This window comes from Salinicoccus siamensis (genome assembly GCF_042429615.1).
Lineage (GTDB): Bacteria > Bacillota > Bacilli > Staphylococcales > Salinicoccaceae > Salinicoccus > Salinicoccus siamensis.
The window spans coordinates 1-17,208 of the sequence record NZ_JBHMAH010000031.1 but is presented as its reverse complement, the minus strand read 5'-3'; the positions used below and the strand labels follow the sequence as shown (position 1 = coordinate 17,208).

The 17,208-nt window shown below is 46.1% G+C and carries 18 protein-coding genes and 1 pseudogene; 17 read left to right on the top strand and 2 right to left on the bottom strand.

Annotated features, from left to right (window positions below; all coding sequences use genetic code 11):
• Positions 1-80 precede the first annotated feature (80 nt).
• Both ACFFLE_RS09495 and ACFFLE_RS09490 read left to right on the top strand, forming a co-directional pair.
• Positions 81-785: a cytochrome c biogenesis protein CcdA gene (locus tag ACFFLE_RS09495; RefSeq protein ID WP_380570862.1), complete on the top strand. Its 705-nt coding sequence runs from the start codon at positions 81-83 to the stop codon at positions 783-785.
• A 3-nt stretch (positions 786-788) separates the two neighbouring features.
• Positions 789-1,274 (top strand): CcdC family protein, encoded by a 486-nt coding sequence (locus ACFFLE_RS09490; RefSeq protein WP_380570861.1) that lies wholly within the window; start codon positions 789-791, stop codon positions 1,272-1,274.
• Here ACFFLE_RS09490 and ACFFLE_RS09485 read toward each other — a convergent pair.
• Positions 1,266-1,760, bottom strand: coding sequence for a DUF2621 family protein (locus ACFFLE_RS09485; RefSeq protein ID WP_380570860.1), 495 nt, complete (start codon positions 1,758-1,760; stop codon positions 1,266-1,268). The two genes, ACFFLE_RS09490 and ACFFLE_RS09485, sit on opposite strands and share 9 nt — an antisense overlap.
• Positions 1,761-1,850: 90 nt before the next feature.
• Between ACFFLE_RS09485 and ACFFLE_RS09480 the strand changes: the two genes are divergently transcribed.
• The 10 genes and pseudogenes from ACFFLE_RS09480 to rbsK form a co-directional block, all read left to right on the top strand.
• On the top strand, positions 1,851-2,051 hold the full coding sequence (locus ACFFLE_RS09480) for a DUF1659 domain-containing protein (protein WP_380570859.1): 201 nt from the start codon (positions 1,851-1,853) through the stop codon (positions 2,049-2,051).
• A gap of 16 nt (positions 2,052-2,067) precedes the next feature.
• A complete protein-coding gene (locus ACFFLE_RS09475) occupies positions 2,068-2,280 on the top strand; it encodes a DUF2922 domain-containing protein (RefSeq protein ID WP_344701020.1) in 213 nt (70 codons plus the stop codon).
• Position 2,281: 1 nt separating this feature from the next.
• Positions 2,282-2,401, top strand: a complete 120-nt coding sequence (locus ACFFLE_RS09470) for a YvrJ family protein (protein ID WP_344701018.1) — start codon at positions 2,282-2,284, stop codon at positions 2,399-2,401.
• A 71-nt stretch (positions 2,402-2,472) separates the two neighbouring features.
• Positions 2,473-3,597 (top strand): exonuclease SbcCD subunit D, encoded by a 1,125-nt coding sequence (locus tag ACFFLE_RS09465; RefSeq protein ID WP_380570858.1) that lies wholly within the window; start codon positions 2,473-2,475, stop codon positions 3,595-3,597.
• Complete coding sequence (locus ACFFLE_RS09460; protein WP_380570857.1) at positions 3,578-6,589, top strand: AAA family ATPase; 3,012 nt, start codon at positions 3,578-3,580, stop codon at positions 6,587-6,589. The genes ACFFLE_RS09465 and ACFFLE_RS09460 overlap by 20 nt, the downstream gene beginning before the upstream one ends.
• 33 nt (positions 6,590-6,622) lie before the next feature.
• The gene (locus ACFFLE_RS09455; protein WP_380570856.1) at positions 6,623-8,035 is read left to right on the top strand and encodes an MDR family MFS transporter; all 1,413 of its coding nucleotides are present in this window, start codon (positions 6,623-6,625) and stop codon (positions 8,033-8,035) included.
• Between the two features lie 122 nt (positions 8,036-8,157).
• On the top strand, positions 8,158-8,769 hold the full coding sequence (locus tag ACFFLE_RS09450; protein ID WP_380570855.1) for an SCO family protein: 612 nt from the start codon (positions 8,158-8,160) through the stop codon (positions 8,767-8,769).
• A gap of 95 nt (positions 8,770-8,864) precedes the next feature.
• Positions 8,865-9,752, top strand: a complete 888-nt coding sequence (locus ACFFLE_RS09445) for a cation diffusion facilitator family transporter (RefSeq protein ID WP_380570854.1) — start codon at positions 8,865-8,867, stop codon at positions 9,750-9,752.
• Between the two features lie 20 nt (positions 9,753-9,772).
• A complete protein-coding gene (locus tag ACFFLE_RS09440) occupies positions 9,773-10,714 on the top strand; it encodes a nucleoside hydrolase (protein WP_380570853.1) in 942 nt (313 codons plus the stop codon).
• A 2-nt stretch (positions 10,715-10,716) separates the two neighbouring features.
• A pseudogene (gene rbsK / locus ACFFLE_RS09435) lies at positions 10,717-11,559 on the top strand (ribokinase); the annotation flags it as partial.
• Positions 11,560-11,603: 44 nt separating this feature from the next.
• Here the strand turns inward: rbsK and ACFFLE_RS09430 are convergent.
• Positions 11,604-12,443 carry an aldo/keto reductase gene (locus ACFFLE_RS09430; RefSeq protein WP_380570852.1) on the bottom strand — a complete coding sequence of 280 codons (840 nt, stop codon included), beginning with the start codon at positions 12,441-12,443 and terminating at the stop codon, positions 11,604-11,606.
• Between the two features lie 285 nt (positions 12,444-12,728).
• Between ACFFLE_RS09430 and ACFFLE_RS09425 the strand changes: the two genes are divergently transcribed.
• The 5 genes from ACFFLE_RS09425 (at position 12,729) to ACFFLE_RS09405 (ending at position 16,213) form a co-directional block, all read left to right on the top strand.
• Complete coding sequence (locus ACFFLE_RS09425) at positions 12,729-13,226, top strand: RrF2 family transcriptional regulator (RefSeq protein ID WP_380570851.1); 498 nt, start codon at positions 12,729-12,731, stop codon at positions 13,224-13,226.
• A 34-nt stretch (positions 13,227-13,260) separates the two neighbouring features.
• Positions 13,261-13,494, top strand: coding sequence for a DUF896 domain-containing protein (locus ACFFLE_RS09420; protein WP_380570850.1), 234 nt, complete (start codon positions 13,261-13,263; stop codon positions 13,492-13,494).
• A 29-nt stretch (positions 13,495-13,523) separates the two neighbouring features.
• The gene (locus ACFFLE_RS09415) at positions 13,524-14,516 is read left to right on the top strand and encodes an LLM class flavin-dependent oxidoreductase (protein ID WP_380570849.1); all 993 of its coding nucleotides are present in this window, start codon (positions 13,524-13,526) and stop codon (positions 14,514-14,516) included.
• Between the two features lie 75 nt (positions 14,517-14,591).
• Positions 14,592-15,065 carry a SprT family zinc-dependent metalloprotease gene (locus ACFFLE_RS09410; protein WP_380570848.1) on the top strand — a complete coding sequence of 158 codons (474 nt, stop codon included), beginning with the start codon at positions 14,592-14,594 and terminating at the stop codon, positions 15,063-15,065.
• A gap of 188 nt (positions 15,066-15,253) precedes the next feature.
• Positions 15,254-16,213, top strand: a complete 960-nt coding sequence (locus tag ACFFLE_RS09405; protein WP_380570847.1) for an IS30 family transposase — start codon at positions 15,254-15,256, stop codon at positions 16,211-16,213.
• Positions 16,214-17,208: the final 995 nt, after the last annotated feature.

Genomic DNA, 17,208 nt, shown 5'->3' with positions numbered 1-17,208 from the left:
AATGTTCGCATATTCAGTCTGAGGGAATATCTAAATCGAGGGGATGTCTGATAGAATGATATCTGATTGGAGGTTTTTCTATGGGTAGTGAAGTGACATTCCTTCTCGCATTTGGTGCAGGCGTACTCAGCTTCGTCTCCCCATGTGTACTTCCGGTCTTTCCGGCTTTCATCTCCTACATAACAGGTATGAGCTATAATGAAGTGGAAAGTCAGAAGTTCAATGTGCGGGCGATCCTTCATACTTTATTTTTCTTGATCGGATTCAGTCTGATTTATATCGCACTCGGATTCGGCACCGCATTCCTCGGCGGATTATTGATAGAATACTCGAATCTGATCCGTCAACTTGGTGCCATCCTGATTATAATATTCGGTCTTATTGTAACCGGTGTGCTGAACTTCAACTTTTTGATGAAGGACAGGAAGGTCCAGTTTAAGAACAGACCATCCGGTTTTTTTGGTTCCATTCTGATCGGTATGGCTTTTGGTGCGGGGTGGACACCGTGCAACGGTCCGATCATCGGCGCAATATTTGCAATGAGCGCAACTGAGCCGAACAATGCCCTTATGTTGATGATTGTATATTGCCTCGGGTTTGCGGTGCCGTTCTTCACTTTGAGTTTCTTCGTATCGCGGACACGCTGGATGCTGAAATATTCAAACCTCATCATGAAGGTTGGCGGCGTCATCATGATTCTGATGGGTGTATTGCTCTACTTTGATGGATTGACGCAGATCATCATCTGGTTGCAGCCATTCTTCGGCGATTTCCAGGGGTTTTAGATTATGGGCATTGAAAGCATTTTGTTTACGGCCGCCTCCATTATGGCTGTCATCATGGGTATCGGTGCCATAATCGTCAGACAGCGCGCAGCCAAACGACCATTGACACTACGGAAAATCATCATACCGCCAGTGATGATGTCGACCGGCGCCTTGATGTATGTATTTCCATATTTCAGGCTCAGCGCTTCCGAAATCTTAGAAGCAGTGGCTATGGGACTCATCTTTTCCGTCCTGCTCGTCATCACCACCCGTTACGATGAGAGGGACGGGGCACTGTATGTCAGGCAATCGAAACTCTTCCCCGTCATATTGTTGGGATTGCTTGTGCTGAGGATTATACTGAAGACCATCCTGTCGATGAGCATCTCCCCGGGTGAAATCGGTGGCATGTTCTTTCTGCTCGCCTTCGTCATGATCATAATATGGCGTCTGTCGATGCTGCTGAAATTGAAGCAATATGAAAAGCAGCAGATCAAGTCAACTTGATCTGCTGCTTACTTTTTCTGTCTGCTCAAATATGGAGAATTTCTGTTTCTCATCGTCGGCATATTCGAAGAGCGCCTCATACGGTGTATAATCAATGTCCAATTCATTGAGTTTCTTTTTCATGAATTTGTGATCACGCTTTGGCGTGGCAATGATATAGCCTTTCATGATATGGTCCAAAGTGATCTTTTTAGCGCCCTCATCAAGGGCGATCTTTGAAATTCTACCTGCAATCCGTTCCTTCGCCACATCCCTGAACAGTTCCGGAACGGGAGTGACAAGCTCATTCAGCATGGATTTAGCCTCGTCATGCCACAGGGGCAACGCCTTATCTATATAAAACGCCTGCCAATCGAGTTCACTATATCCATCTCCTTTTGGCATACGCTTCAAAAATTTCCTGAACATGAAGTATCCGCCGATTACCATGAGCCCCAACATGATGAAAGTCCATAGTGCAATCAGCCACATAAATAGATCGTCCATTGCCTCACCTCAAAGCTATTATAAGAAATAAAAAGAATATTGTCCATCTAATCATCCACTTCGATATATAAGGCGAAGGAGGTGAAGGACATGTTGAAAAACTTAAGTGCCAAGTTCTACTTTTTTGAAGCAGATGGAAAAGGCGGGGAAAAACTGCGTTTCAGATCTGTCAGAAACCTGGAGTTGTCAGCAACTGATGCAGATATCAATGCTGCAGCCGAGGTGTATCAAATGTTGACGAATGATGTATACGCAATCGTTGAAAAGGAACAGACTTATGTCATCAATTAATAAGGGGGAATAAACCATGACCAGGAAACTTGTCATCGTCTTCAACACATCGGCAGACCGCCGGTTTACACTGAACATCAGCAACCCGAAGGATAACCTGACAGAAGAAGCGATACTCCTAGAGGCCAGAAAGCTTATGGACACAGGTGTACTGGCACCGTCGCAGGGCACGCCGGTGTCTGTCCATTCGGCTAAAATCGTCGAACAGAATGTTACCGAGATAATCTAGCATGGAATGGGTGCCATTAGTCAGCGATGTTGGTTTTCCGGCAGTGATCACATTCTTTCTGCTCTATAGGATGGAGCAGAAACTGGATGCTCTCATCATATCCATCCGACAGCTGCACTGAAAAACCGTCCCCTGAACTTACTTGGGGGGCGTTTTTCTTGTATAATTAGAAGATACGAGGTGATAGATACAATGAAAATTCTACATACAGGAGATTGGCATATAGGAAAGCGGCTGAACGGCATGGATCTTATTGAAGATCAGCAACACATGCTCGAACAGGTCCTCGATTGCGTAAGGCAAGAGGACATTGATGTGCTCGTCCTTGCAGGGGACGTCTTCGACCGCGCCAACCCTTCCCAATCCGCATTGAAGCTGGTGAATGATTATCTGTATAAGATAAATATAGAGGAAAATGTACCAGTCCTGGCGATCAGCGGAAATCATGACAGCCGCTCGCGCCTTGACTACGGCAGCTACTGGTTTGCCAAGAGCGGTTATCACATGCGCACGGCGATCGACGACATTACCACACCAATTAAAATGGGGGGTCATCACTTCTATATGATCCCTTATCTGGATGTTCTGGAAGCGAGAGTCCATTTTCAGGACGACGGGATAAAAACCCATCACGACGTATATGTCCGCATTACAGAAGAACTATCGAGAGTGATGGATAAAAACGCCTTCAATATAGTGGTCGGCCATATGTTCATATCTGAAGGCAAGACATCGGAGTCCGAACGTCCGCTGTCGATAGGTTTGTCGGAAGAGGTAAGTGCTGAACTGTTTGAAGCATTTGATCTTGTGCTGCTCGGCCACCTGCATCATCCGTTTGCCATCACCCATGACAAGATATTCTACAGTGGCTCGCTGCTCAAATACTCATTCTCGGAAGTGAACCAGCCGAAAGGATATCGCCTCATCGACACAACTGGCATTATGCAGTGCCGTTTTGTTCCGCTTGAGATGAAGCGTGACCTCATCCATTATACCGGAACATTCGATGACGTCATTGAAGAAGCGGTCCATTTTAATGATAAGGAAGCATATTTCAAATTTGAATTGTCTGGCATGTCGCACATCAATGATCCCATGTCCAAGATCAAGATGATATACCCGAACACATTGGAACTGAGGCCCATAAAAGAAGTCAGCGAAGAAAGCATAAAGGCTGTTGATGCGGACAGTTCGACCGATGGGGAGATATTCGGTTCATTCATCGAGAACATTTTCGGTGAATCACCAAGCCGCTATCAGACAGAAATATTCAATAACCATTTCAAAGGTGATATAGATGAAACCGATACAGATTAGCATGCATTATTTCGGCCCGTTCGAGAATGAGACGATAGACTTCACTAAAGTCAAAGACAGCATGTTCCTGATCAGCGGCAGGACAGGATCCGGTAAAACGATGATTTTTGACGCCATCACCTATGCGCTCTACGGCACACTGTCGACAAGAGATCGTACCGAAGGTTCGGTCAGAAGCCAATTTGCGACGGATGATGATATCAGTTCGATCCGGTTGCAGTTCGAAATACGCGGACGTACATATACAGTGGAGCGTACGCTGTCCTACCACAAGGCGGGGCGGAAGACCCCGGTCCCACCAAAAGCGGTATTATACAGCGGGGAAGGTGAGGTGATCGACAGCAGCATCAACGGCGTCAAGCAATCGATCATGGATATCATCAAGTTGAATGCGGACCAGTTCAGGCAGATCCTCGTACTCCCCCAGGGTGAATTCAAGCGCCTGCTCACTTCTTCCAGCGAACAGAAGCAGGAGATACTGCGCACTCTTTTCCGGACAGAACGCTTCGTCCAGTTCGAAAACAAACTCAATGAACTGAAGAAAGAGAAATTGAAGGATACTGCAGTGATGGAGACCAAAATCCAGGAGCTCTTCAATTCCTTAAGCGGGGATGAACATGACGCGGTCAGAAGCATGATGGAGGCGGACTATCCCACATCAGCCAAAAGGGTAGAAGCGATCAGCCAAATCCAGAAGCTGCTAGCAGAAAAACTTGAAGCGGTAATGACAGAAGCGACCAGCCAGCAGAAAGCATTTGAGACCATCAAGAAAAGGTTGGACGCCAAGGAACTGCATAACGCAAAGGTGAAGGAACTGCAGGAGATTGCAGACGGATTAAACAATTTGGAGAGCCGGAAATCCGAGATAAAAGAATTGGAGAAGGTGTTGACGGATTACCGGATTGCAAAAGAGAAGGAGTATGCACTCAAAAAAGAGAGTGACGCCCTTGCTGAGCAGAAAAGGCTTGGCTTGAGCCTTAAGGAATTGAACGAAGCGCAGCATGCTTCACAAAAAAAGTACGAGGGTCATCTTTCAGAATATGAAGAGTTGAAGGCCGCTGAAGGCCGCTTCTCTGAAATGGAGAAATGGCTGAACCGGACGGAACGTTTCATATCGGACGCACACATCCGGGAAAACATCTCTGGAATCGAAGAGTTGCAGAGAGCCAAAACCGACAGCGAAGAAGCATCAAAGAGGCTGGCATGCCAAATTGAAGAACTGAAGGGGCACATGCAGGAAGACGCATGGGACCGCGACGCATCAGACCGGTTGGCCCGGGCCATCTTCGAAAATGAAAAGGAGAGGATGGCGCTTGATACAGCCATCAAAGAAGAGCAGGGTAACCGGCGCAATGATGAAGAGAAATCCAAGATAGATGAAGAACTCCTTCAATTGGAAAAGCAGTCTGAAGAAACGAAAGAAAAACTGGAAAAGCTGAAACGCAGCGTAGAAGATAAGTTCTCGACCGAAGACGGTCATCATATCAGCCATCTTCTACAGCACCTTGAAGTCGGCCATGACTGTCCGGTGTGCAGGCAGCCGGTCGAGACATTACCGCACGATGTGGAAATGCTGACTGAGGCTGAAGAGGAGCGTCTGAAAACCCTCAATGATGCGATGCAGCACCTGGCCGAGCGCCAATCGGAACTGCAGGCGAAGCGTAGAGTGATGGAAGAGATGACGCCGGATAAGAAGCGGATGGATCTGGAAGTGCTCAAAAAGAGTTATGCAGATCTTGAATCGGCCTATCAACAGCTTACGCAAGATCAGCAGGCAGATTCTGAGAGGTACGAGAGGCAGTCTGAGTATAATGAGGAATATAAGCGTCTGGAACAGAGATTGGCGGACGGCAGAGTGGATGAAAATAACATCACCCACCAGTTGCACCGGGCCCAGGAATTGAAGGATATGTTCATAACCGAGACAGGCTACGAGCAGTTCGAAGCATTCGCACAAGCCTTCAAAGAAAAACGTAGAGAGGTTGACGGGTACCGCCACCGCCTGCAGCAGAATGAATCGATGCGCCTCGCGACCAAGGATGCGCTTGCCAGAATGGAAGAAAAGACAGCGGCGCTGAACGAACAGGCGGTGAAAGTGCAACAGACACTATCCTCCCTGACACCTGAGATAGATCAATTCACACATGAAGTATCAATGGATCGGGAAGAATTGATCAGAATCTCGGAACGCACCGACATCGGAGAGATAGAGGCGAGCATCAAATCTTATCATCGTGAAAAAGAAGTGGCGTTAGATAGGAAACGCCATCTGGAAAGTCAGATGGACGGCCGTGAATGGATGGATCCATCAGGGGAACAGGAAAAACTTGCAGCTATTGAAAAACATCTCGAATCACTGACGGAATCCCGGGCGAAGTTAAACGCCCAGATCGAGCATAACGATAAGAATCTAAAGCGGATAAACGATTTGATTGACCAGCATGAAGCAGCCCTTGAAGAGACGCAGGCCTTATTATCATTAGCGGATGCGGTAGCCGGCAGGAACGATCAGAAGGTCTCTTTGGAGCGATTCGTATTGACCTATTACCTAGATCGCATACTGCAGATTGCCAATATCCGGCTCCTTGAAATGACGGGGCACCGATATGAACTGAGGAGGAGCACCTCACGCAGCAACCGGAAAACCGGGTTGGATATCGAAGTGTTCGATTTCTACAACAATCAGCCAAGGCATATCTCTTCCCTATCCGGCGGTGAATCATTTCAGGCGGCACTGACGCTCGCGCTTGCATTGAATGAAGCATTGCAGCAGGAGTCCGGGGGCATCAGTCTAGAAACGATGCTGATCGATGAAGGGTTCGGTACCCTCGACCCCGAAACATTGGATGTAGCGGTGAATACACTCATCGACCTGCAGACGACGGGTAAGATGGTCGGCATCATTTCGCATGTAGAAGAGTTGAAGACGCGCATGGAGCACATACTCGAAGTCGATGCCGCCAATGAACGCAGCGTTACTCGTTTCAAGTAGACCCAAGTTCAATTCCAAGGAAGTAGTGAAGATATGAAACAAATGAAGATGAGTCCAAAAATGTTACTGATTGCGACATTATTGATGGGGTCATTCCTCGTCCTGCTCAACCAGATGCTGCTTGTCACTGCAGTCCCGCCGATCATGAATGACTTCAATGTACCGTTCAGCACTGCACAATGGTTGACGACGGGATTCTTTCTTGTCAATGGCATTATGATTCCAGTGTCAGCATTCCTGATCAACAAATTCACTTCGAGGATGCTCTATCTGACCGGTATGACAATCTTCATCACCGGTACGCTGCTCGCCGCCTTGTCGCCAGTCTATTCGGTTCTGCTTATCGGGCGGGTGTTCCAAGGTCTTGCAGCAGGCATCATGATGCCGCTGACACAAGTCATCCTACTGACCCAGTTTCCGCTTGAACAGCGTGGTAAGGCGATGGGCTACTTCGGCCTGGTCATCGGCCTGGCACCAGCCATCGGACCCCCACTTGCTGGATATATCGTAGGAATATGGCCATGGCGTGCACTATTCTTCATCGTGCTGCCGCTAGTATTATTGAATTTCGTACTCGCTTTGGTTTCGATGAAGAACGTCACCCAGCAGACGGATCCAAAAGTCGACTTGCCGTCGATTGTATTATCCACATTCGGCTTCGGAGGACTGCTCTATGGATTTTCGATTGCCGGTACGAGGGGATGGACAGATCTGCTCGTGATATTCACGATTGTGGTTGGCCTGCTGTTGGTGCTGGTGTTCGCGAAGCGACAGCTGAAGCTTAGGCAGCCTATCTTGGAAATGCGCGTCTTCAGGAATCGTCACTTCCTCTTGAGCTCGCTGATCGGTGTGGTGGTCTTCACTTCAATGGTCGGGGCAAATAATATATTGCCTGTCCTGATGCAGGATATGCTCGGCTATTCGCCGTTTGAGTCAGGGCTTGCGCTATTGCCTGGTACGCTGCTCATGGGGCTGACGATGCCGGTTGCAGGCACATTGTTCGATAAGTTCGGCATACGGATTTTGACGTTTACCGGATTGGCTCTGATTCTGGTCACTTCCATATTGTTGTCGGACCTTACGACCGAATCCACTTTCCGCTACATCACGATCATCTACACCTTCAGGTTATTGGGGACAGGCTTGACGATGATGCCGCTCACCACGTTCGCCATGAATGCGCTTAAGGATATATTGATTCCGCACGGCACCGCGATGAACAATACGATGCGGCAGATCGGCGGCTCCCTCTTTACTGCAATGATGGTCACCATCATGACCGGTGTCACACTCCGGCTCTCAGACGGCTCACCAACGGCGATGGAAGAAGTCACAGGGGTGAATGCCTCCTTCATCTTCTCGGCGGCGATGGCGGCGGCAGGCATAGTGATGGCCTTTTTCTTAAAAGAACAGACACATGGGGATAATGCTTCTCGGAAACAATAATCCAGATGAAATTGGGTTTTATTGTATCCGCCATATTATTTTCACAAATATCCCTTTTTTACAGGTTGTGTGGAGCCTCTTCTCTGATATAGTTGGATACAAACGTCTCCGGAGGGTTTTTAATGAAGAAAATATTGGTTACTGTTTTAATGGCATCATTCATACTCTCTGCCTGCAGTGATTCGGACGTCGAAGTGATGTCCCGTTATGGTAATGAGCTGGGCGATTTTGAAGTGACGAATCAGCAGGGCGAGACATTTACGCGTGAAGATATGGAGGGCAAAGTATGGCTCATCGATTTCATATTCACAAATTGCGCAACCGTCTGCCCACCTATGACGGCGAATATGACCGATGTCGTCAATGAACTCGAGGAACGAGGCGTAGAAGATTATGGCGTCCTTAGTCTATCAGTCGACCCTGAAACGGATACGCCGCAAGTATTGGCTGACTACCTGTCCCATTACGATGTGCCAGATGATACTGAGTGGCAGCTCGCCACCGGCTATGACTACAGCTTCATCAGAGGATTTGCCGAAGATAACTTCAAGACGATCGTGGCACCGCCACCGGAAGGCAGCAACCAGGTGACACACGGCATCAGCTTCTATCTGATTGATCAGGAAGGCAAAGTTATCAAAGATTATCCAGGAGTGGACACAGGGGATAATGAATTCCCACTCGAAGAAGTGGTCTCTGACGTAGAGACGCTGGCTGACGAAGAGGCAGAATAAAGGCAGAACCCGCCGGGTTCTGCCTTTTATATTCAATTAAAGGACAGACATTGATAGAATGAAGAAGCTAGCAATTTAAAAATGAGGGATATGATATGGAAAATAGGCATAAACAGGCACAAGTCGCCACTATTATAGGTATGGCCGTCAATATTCTTCTGGCTGTACTGAAGCTGATCGGGGGAATGCTTGGAAACAGCAGGGCCCTCATTGCAGACGCAGTGCATTCCGCTTCAGACGTACTGAGCTCACTAGCTGTCTTGATCGGTATACGCGCCTCACGTAAACCGCCTGATGAAGAACATCCATATGGCCACGGCAAGTCCGAAAACGTCGCCACCTTGATTATAGCGATACTGCTCATCGTCGTTGGCTTCGAGATCATATACAATTCAGTGCGCTCGCTGGTATCAGGCTCGGTAGGGAGCGAGACGACGCTCATTGCGCTATATATCATCATCTTTTCAGTGGTCGTGAAGGAAGCCCTCTTCCAGTATAAGTACCGTCTCGGCAGTAGGATAAAGAGCCCGGCTCTGATTGCAGATGCATGGCACCATCGCTCTGATGCCATATCATCCCTGGTGGCACTGGCGGGTATTGGACTGACTATAGTAGGCAGCTCGTTCAATATTCCTGCCTTGGCCTATCTGGACCCTATAGCCAGCGCTGTTATCGCCATTATCATCATGTATATGGGCTACCAGTTGGGAAAAGAAGCAGTCAGTGTATCCCTTGAAGTCGTGCTGAATGAAGAGGAGACCGAGGATATGAGAGAGGCAGTGCTTGCCGTCGATAAAGTGCGCAACATCGATAATTTGAGCGCACGTTCACATGGTTCCTACGTGATCATCGACATTAAAATCGCCGTCGATGCAAAAATGACGGTCGAGGAGGGGCACCATGTGGCGAGAGAAGTCAAACAACTATTGATGCGCCAGTTTGAAGAAGTACAGGACGTGAATGTCCATGTCAATCCATATTAATGAATAGGAGAAATTTATCAATGACACACAGAAAAGTGATATTAGATTGTGATCCGGGCCATGACGATGCCATATCGATCATCATCGCCGCTTCAGCACAAAGCAACCTGGACATCCTTGGCATCACCACAGTCGCAGGGAATGTCGAAGTCGATAAGAATACAATCAATGCCCTGAAGGTCAAGGACCTTCTGAAGCTTAATGTGCCAGTTGTCCAAGGTGCGGCAAGGCCGCTTGTCAAAGCAAGTGAAATCGCAACGGAAATCCACGGCGAATCCGGTATGGATGGCCCCGTACTACCGGATCCAAAAAGTCAGAAGGAAGAAGGGCACGCAGTCGATTTCATCATCGATCAAGTCAAAAAGGCTGATGGAAAAGTGAGATTGGTGCCAACCGGGCCATTAACCAACATCGCCATGGCACTGATCAAAGCACCTGAAATCAAATCGGATGTCGAAGAGATCGTCCTGATGGGCGGCGGCACATTCGGCAACTGGACCCCTTCTGCCGAGTTCAATATCTATGTCGATGCAGAAGCGGCAAAGGTTGTATTCAATAGTGGCATTCCCGTTACGATGTTCGGCCTCGATGTGACGCATCAGGTGATCGCCACAGATGAGATTCAGAAGCGTCTGGCTGGAATCAATAATCCAACAGCAAAATTCGTCTCAGAGCTCCTCGTATTCTTCGGGGATATGTATAAAGAGCATTTTGGTATGTCAGGCGGCCCCATCCATGATGCCTGCACGACGATGTATCTACTAGATCCGGACTTGTTCACATTCAAGCATGTGCATGCAGACGTCGAAACAAAAGGGGAACTGACCTATGGTGAAACAGTAGTAGATCTCCTCGGTGTCACAGGAAAACCTGCCAACACTAATTTTGCGTATGAGGTCGACCAGGAAAAGTTCTGGAATCTGTTTGAAGCCATACTGAAGGCCTACGACGAGGAGGAATAATCATGCACACCCCTAAAATCACCGTCATCGGCAGCATCAATATGGATTTGGTGACTATAACAGAAAATATGCCGAAGCAAGGTGAGACCCTGCCGGGCGAAAGCTTCAAGACCCTACCGGGCGGTAAAGGTGCCAACCAGGCAGTTGCCGCTGCCAGACTTGGTACAGAGGTATATATGATCGGCAAAGTGGGGGATGATCCGTTCGGTAAGACCCTCATCGATAATTTCGAATCACAAGGGGTGAAGACAGAAGCTATAGGAATAGAAGCGGACGTCTCTTCCGGGCTCGCCAACATTATCGTGTCGAATCAGGACAACAGAATCATCATCATCGCCGGTGCAAACGGCGAAATGCATCCCGATTATATAGACAAGTTCAAAAAAAGGATTAAGGCAAGCGACTATATCCTGATCCAGTTTGAGATTCCGAAACAAACAGTTGAACACATACTGGATCTCTGCGAGATGCTTGATGTCCCCGTCATCATCAACCCCGCACCCGCGATGCAGTTGGATGATGCCTATTGGGCGAAAGCCGCATACATCACGCCAAACGATACTGAAGCGGAGAAGCTGTTCGCGTACGATACTGATGGCCTGCCGAAGTTCCAGGATAAGCTGGTCATCACGAACGGCGCCAAGGGTGCATCCTTCTTCAGAGGAGACCGGATGATCACCGTGTCATCACAAAAAGTTGAAGTCACCGATACGACAGGCGCCGGCGATACATTCAATGGTGCACTCGCCGTCGCACTCGCTGAAGGCAAGGCGCTTGAAGAAGCGGTTGCATTCGCCAATAAAGCCGCCTCCTTTTCCGTACAGAAACTCGGCGCCCAAAGCGGCATGCCGAGGTGTTCTTGTCTAAACAACATTATAGATGGGCAATATTATCTGTTACCCGTGAATGTAGCAGGGTCCGGACCATTGCGTTCATCTTTATTCAACTGGTTGATCCGACTGATCTGTGTCTTGCTTAGGGAGAAGCCGAACACGTCTATATTCTCTTCTATCCGCTCAGGTGTCACGGATTTTGGTATGGTGACGAGACCATTTTCTATATTCCAGCGGATGACGACTTGAGCGGGTGACTTGCCGGTTTCTTCCGCAATCTCCTTGATGGTTTCATCATCAAGGATTTTGGCGTTCACCAATGGTGACCAGGATTCCATGACAATTTTGCGGGAGTCGAGGTACAGCTTCAAGTCGTTCTGGACAAGGTAGGGGTGATACTCCACCTGATTGATGACCGGTTTTACATCTGTCCGCTGCAGCAATGTCTCCATGTGGGAAACCATGAAGTTGCTGACGCCGATGTTTTTAACACGATTATTGTTGTATAGACGCTCCATTTCATGCCATGTCTCGATCATGAGGTCTTCATCGGTGCCCGGCCAATGCATAAGATACAGATCTAAGTAGTCCAGCTGAAGGTTCTCAAGGGATGTATCATAGGCCTTTTCCACATTTCCTGGACCATAGTCATCAAGCCAAAGCTTGGATGTCACGAAAAGGTCAGAACGATCGATGCCCGCTTCCTTAATGCCTGCTTTAATGCCTTCACCGACACTCTTCTCATTTTTGTAGATCATGGCTGTATCAATACTGCGATAGCCATTTACAATCGCATGTTTGACAGCATTCTTGCAGTCTTCACCGTCTTCCACCCTGAATACGCCAAGCCCTATCTGTGGCATTGTGTTGCCATTATGAAATTCTACCTCTCTCATTTACTGATCTCTCCTGTTCATGAAATTATATTATCATGCCGTATTGATTGGACATATAAATATCTACCCACATTTTGTATGCGATAAATAAAAAAGAGGCACCTTATATTATTGATACAAATTTAAATGCTATAAATTCATAATATTAAAACCTTCTCATCATATATGAAGTTGGAAATAGTGTAGCCTTCAAGTCGTCATAGTTGAAGGGAATCACTTCATCTGTTAAAGTCATTTAAAAATGGACAACAATTATCCAATATAAGGGAAGGAAGTGATGCCGCTGTGAAAATAAAAACAGGTGTGGAACAATCCGTCTATGCAGTCATTCTCCTCAATCTGCTGCCAGAAGGTGCCGTGCTGCACAGTGAGGAAATCAGCAGACATATCGGAGCCTCGCCCAGCTACTTCCAGAAGTTGTTGAGAAGAATGGTGAAGGCAGACCTGATTGCATCAATTCATGGCACTAAAGGTGGCTTCAGACTAAATCGTTCGCCGGAAGACATTCGGATATATGATATCTATACTGCGATTGAAGGCCGTCAGTCGCTCTATACATCGAGCGGCATATTGGATAATATGATGGATTCAATTGAGACGTCAGAGGAATGCATATTGAGGGATACGATGGGCGAGGCGGAGGAATCATGGAAAAGTGTGTTGAAGCGTGAGAATATTGCCGGCCTAACTGAGAAGCTGCGCGCCGGAAACTACAATGAACGCTTCAAAGCGCTTGAAGAGACATTGCAAGAGAGTTGCAGTGTGAAATATGAGCATATATAAAAAGGTAAAACTAATATGAAAGAAGATGTTAAATATGATAGTGGGACTCGACCGCATCAATGAACTGGCACAGAAAAAGAAACAGATAGGATTAACTGCAACCGAACAGCAGGAACAAAAGGAATTGCGTGAGAATTATCTGCGCCAATTCCGTGGACAGGTGCTCGATAACCTCTCAGGGCTTACGGTCATTGATCCTGTGGGAAATGACGTTACGCCGGAAAAACTGAAAAGAGAACAAGAGCTCAACCGATTATTCGATCACTAGGTCACCATATAAAGAGAGAAGGGTTTTCAATGAAATTAAGTGTATTGGATCAGGCGCCTGTAACTAAAGGCAATAACGGGCAGGATGCCCTCCATAAAGCAGAGGAATTGGCGGTATTGGCTGATTCCCTCGGATACCATCGCATGTGGATGGCAGAACATCATGGGCTCGGTACAGTAGTCAGTTCAGCCCCTGAAATCACTGCAGCCAGACTCGCTGCCAAGACCGAAAACATCAGGATAGGGACAGGCGGCATCATGATGATGCACTACTCACCACTGAAACTGGCTGAAGTATTCAAGACACTCAGTGCATTCTCCCCTGGCAGGATTGATTTTGGCGTAGGCCGGGCGCCAGGTGGGGACGGCAGCGCCATGTATGCATTATCACAGGGTAGACGTCCTGAACTCGATAACCTTTATGAAAAGTTTGAAATAGCGCTTCAGTTGATTAACGACGAAACTCCTGAAGGCCGGCTTTATGGTTCAACACCAGCATTTCCCCAAAATGTTACACTTCCTGAGGCATGGATGCTCGGTTCGAGCGGCAACAGTGCAGTAGAGACCGCTAAAATGGGAGCGGGTTATTCATTTGCCCAATTCTTCAATGGAGCCTTGAGCCGTGAAATATTGGATGCATACAGACAGAATTTTAATCCGACCGATTTCATGGAGAAGCCGGAAATCAATGTATGCTATATGGTGACGACTGCAGAAACACGTGAAGAAGCGGAATTCCAGGCCTTGCCTCAAGATATCGCAGGGCTCATGTTGTCACAAGGCAGGATAATGCCGCCCCTCACACCAGAGGAAGCACAGGATTATCCGCTGACAGAAATGGATAAAATGAAGATAGAGCAACGTAGGCCGCTCCATATCGTCGGTTCGGCAAAAGAAGTTGCAGACCAGCTGAAAGAAGAACAGGAACGGTACGGATTCGATGAAGCGATGATCGTCAGCATTCCGCACTCCCAAGAAGCCAGATTGAACGTTTATCGTCTCTTGGCAAAAGAATTACTGTAGAATAAAAAGGTCAGGATAATTGATATCCTGACCTTTTGTCATTTTCCAATCAAGATTGAAAGAAGGCTTATATCTATGACGCATGAACAACTCGAATATTATGCAAACAAATTTTTAATGGATAAATTCAACATGCCGCTTGGTATTCCCATCAGGATATCCAAACGCATGACATCAAAGCTTGGGGCATTCCGCATCAAATACATAAAAGGCAATCGCCAGAAAATCGATATGGAAATAATCATATCGTATAACTTCATTGTCCACAATACTGAACAGTTCATTCTGGATGTGCTCTACCATGAATGTGTGCATTATGCGCTATTTACTAAAGGGCAGCCATATAAGGATTCCGATCCGGAATTCAAAGAAACACTGAAACGCTTAGGCATATCGCAGACGCGCACGCACCAATTCAAGGGGCGCCGCCATCTATATGAATGCAAGAAATGCAGGTATCAGTTCAGTAGGAATATGAAAGGGTATGAGAAGCGGTATGTGTGCCGGAAGTGCCGGGGGAGGTTTAGTTATTTAGGAGAAGTAAAGTGAGGTACATCATTTAAATAATTCTCACATCGAACTTAGAGTTATGGTTGTATGATCAATAAATTATTCCTCTAAAATTTAAAGATTAAATTTCGCCGATTGTAAAATTAAGCTAGACACCTAAAAAGGGTCACACGTGATACACTCAAAATGAGTTTTCCGACCAAAGAAAATCATAGGAGTGATCACGCATGACCTATACCCATATTACCACGGACGAACTCGTAATCATAGAAGCCTATTTCCATCACGACACACCGACTTCTCATATTGCGAAACGGATTGGGCGTGCCCGTCAGACGGTTCATGATGTCATCGCATATCTCAGGGACGGGCACACCGCGCTGGATTACTATCATCGCTATCAAGAAAACAAAAAACGGTGGGGTAGAAAACGGATGGTCCTGCCGACCGACCAGCAGGCGTATATTGAAAAGCAGGTGGCTCAGGGTTGGACGCCGGATGTCATCGTCGATCCGCAGGAAATGTTGATTGACTGTTCAAGCCGTACACTGTATCGGATGTTCAAACGGGAAACCTTTGATGCGGCCACACTGCCGATGCAGGGCAAGCGAAAACCGAACGGCCATCAGGAACGCCGGGGGCGTCAGGCATTCAGGCGCAACATTTCAGAAAGAACAACTGACTACCCGACGTTCAATGATGAATTTGGTCATCTGGAGGGAGATACCATCGTTGGCGTCCGGCACAAGAGTGCCGTCATCACGCTGGTCGAACGCCTCTCAAAAGCCATCATCACCCTGAAACCCGAAGGCCGGACGGCGCAGGATATCGAGGTTGCCATAAATACATGGTGTCAAAAGATGCCCAGAAACCTATTCAAATCGATCACTTTCGACTGTGGCAAGGAATTTTCCAACTGGCGATCGATGAGCAATCGGAATGACCTGTCCGTCTACTTTGCCGATCCGGGGACACCATCCCAGCGGGGATTGAACGAACATTCCAACGGCCTGCTCAGAAAGGATGGACTGCCCAAAGACATGGATTTCAACACGGTCGATCAGATATTTGTCTCATCCGTCGTTGCAAGAAGAAACCACATCCTAAGAAAATCGTTAAACTATCGAACACCATTGGAAGTCTTTTTGAGTTACATGGATGATCAGCAACTGTCTAGCTTATTTTGACAAACGAAATCCTTTAAAATTGAGCAAGAGTTTCTAAGACGAATTCATAGACTCTGCAAACAGCTTACTTACTATATAATATATAACAAAATATAGGATATGGCACCAATGAGTGGCCGAAAAATTCCAACCAATTTAGAGCAGAGTGGATAACCCCTCCATAAATCATTGGAAATTCGACAGCTCTTATGAAGGTTTTCTAAGATAATGCATCAAATTAAACTGGTGAGAAATGTTTGGGTAACTTTACCTAATAAATTACTTCCACAAGACTTGGTCTGAGGCTATATTTCAAAGATTAGTTTAAACTTGTAATTCACAATTATTATAGTATTATAGTAAGAATATAAAAATCACATAATTGAATTGGGGAATAATATATGTTTGATTTGGAAATCGAAGAGTATATATTCTTATATTTTCTTGGGATACTCGTAGTTATTTTACCCATTGTACTCATTGTACTTCTGTTATTAATAATTAACAAAATAATAAAAAAACCAAAAATTAAAGAAAAAATTTGCAGTATTATTAAGTTATTAACAACTATAATTTTTTCAATTTTTTTTATGGTATTATTAACAATATATTCCAGATATATTTGGTACTTAATACTAGAGGTCAATATAATAATACAAGGAATTGATTTTAGTAAAGTGAGTGAAGATTTAACATATGACAAAGTACCAATATTTATTATGTCTTGGATAATAATAATGTTTATATCGACAATACTAATATTTGTACTATTTAAATATTTATCTAAATATATTCTTAAGGCTTGCTATCAGAATAAAGAAATACCTATAAGTAAAATCAGAAGACACTTAGTGAAATTCTTTTATTTTAATCAAATATCCGTGTTTATTTTAACAACATTTTTAATTTTATTAGGAATATATATATCTATCTGGGTTAATAATTAGAGAGCGTAAAATAGTTTGTGTAAATGAATAAATAGAAAAAGGGAGCCCTTTTCTTGTAGAATCAAGTTA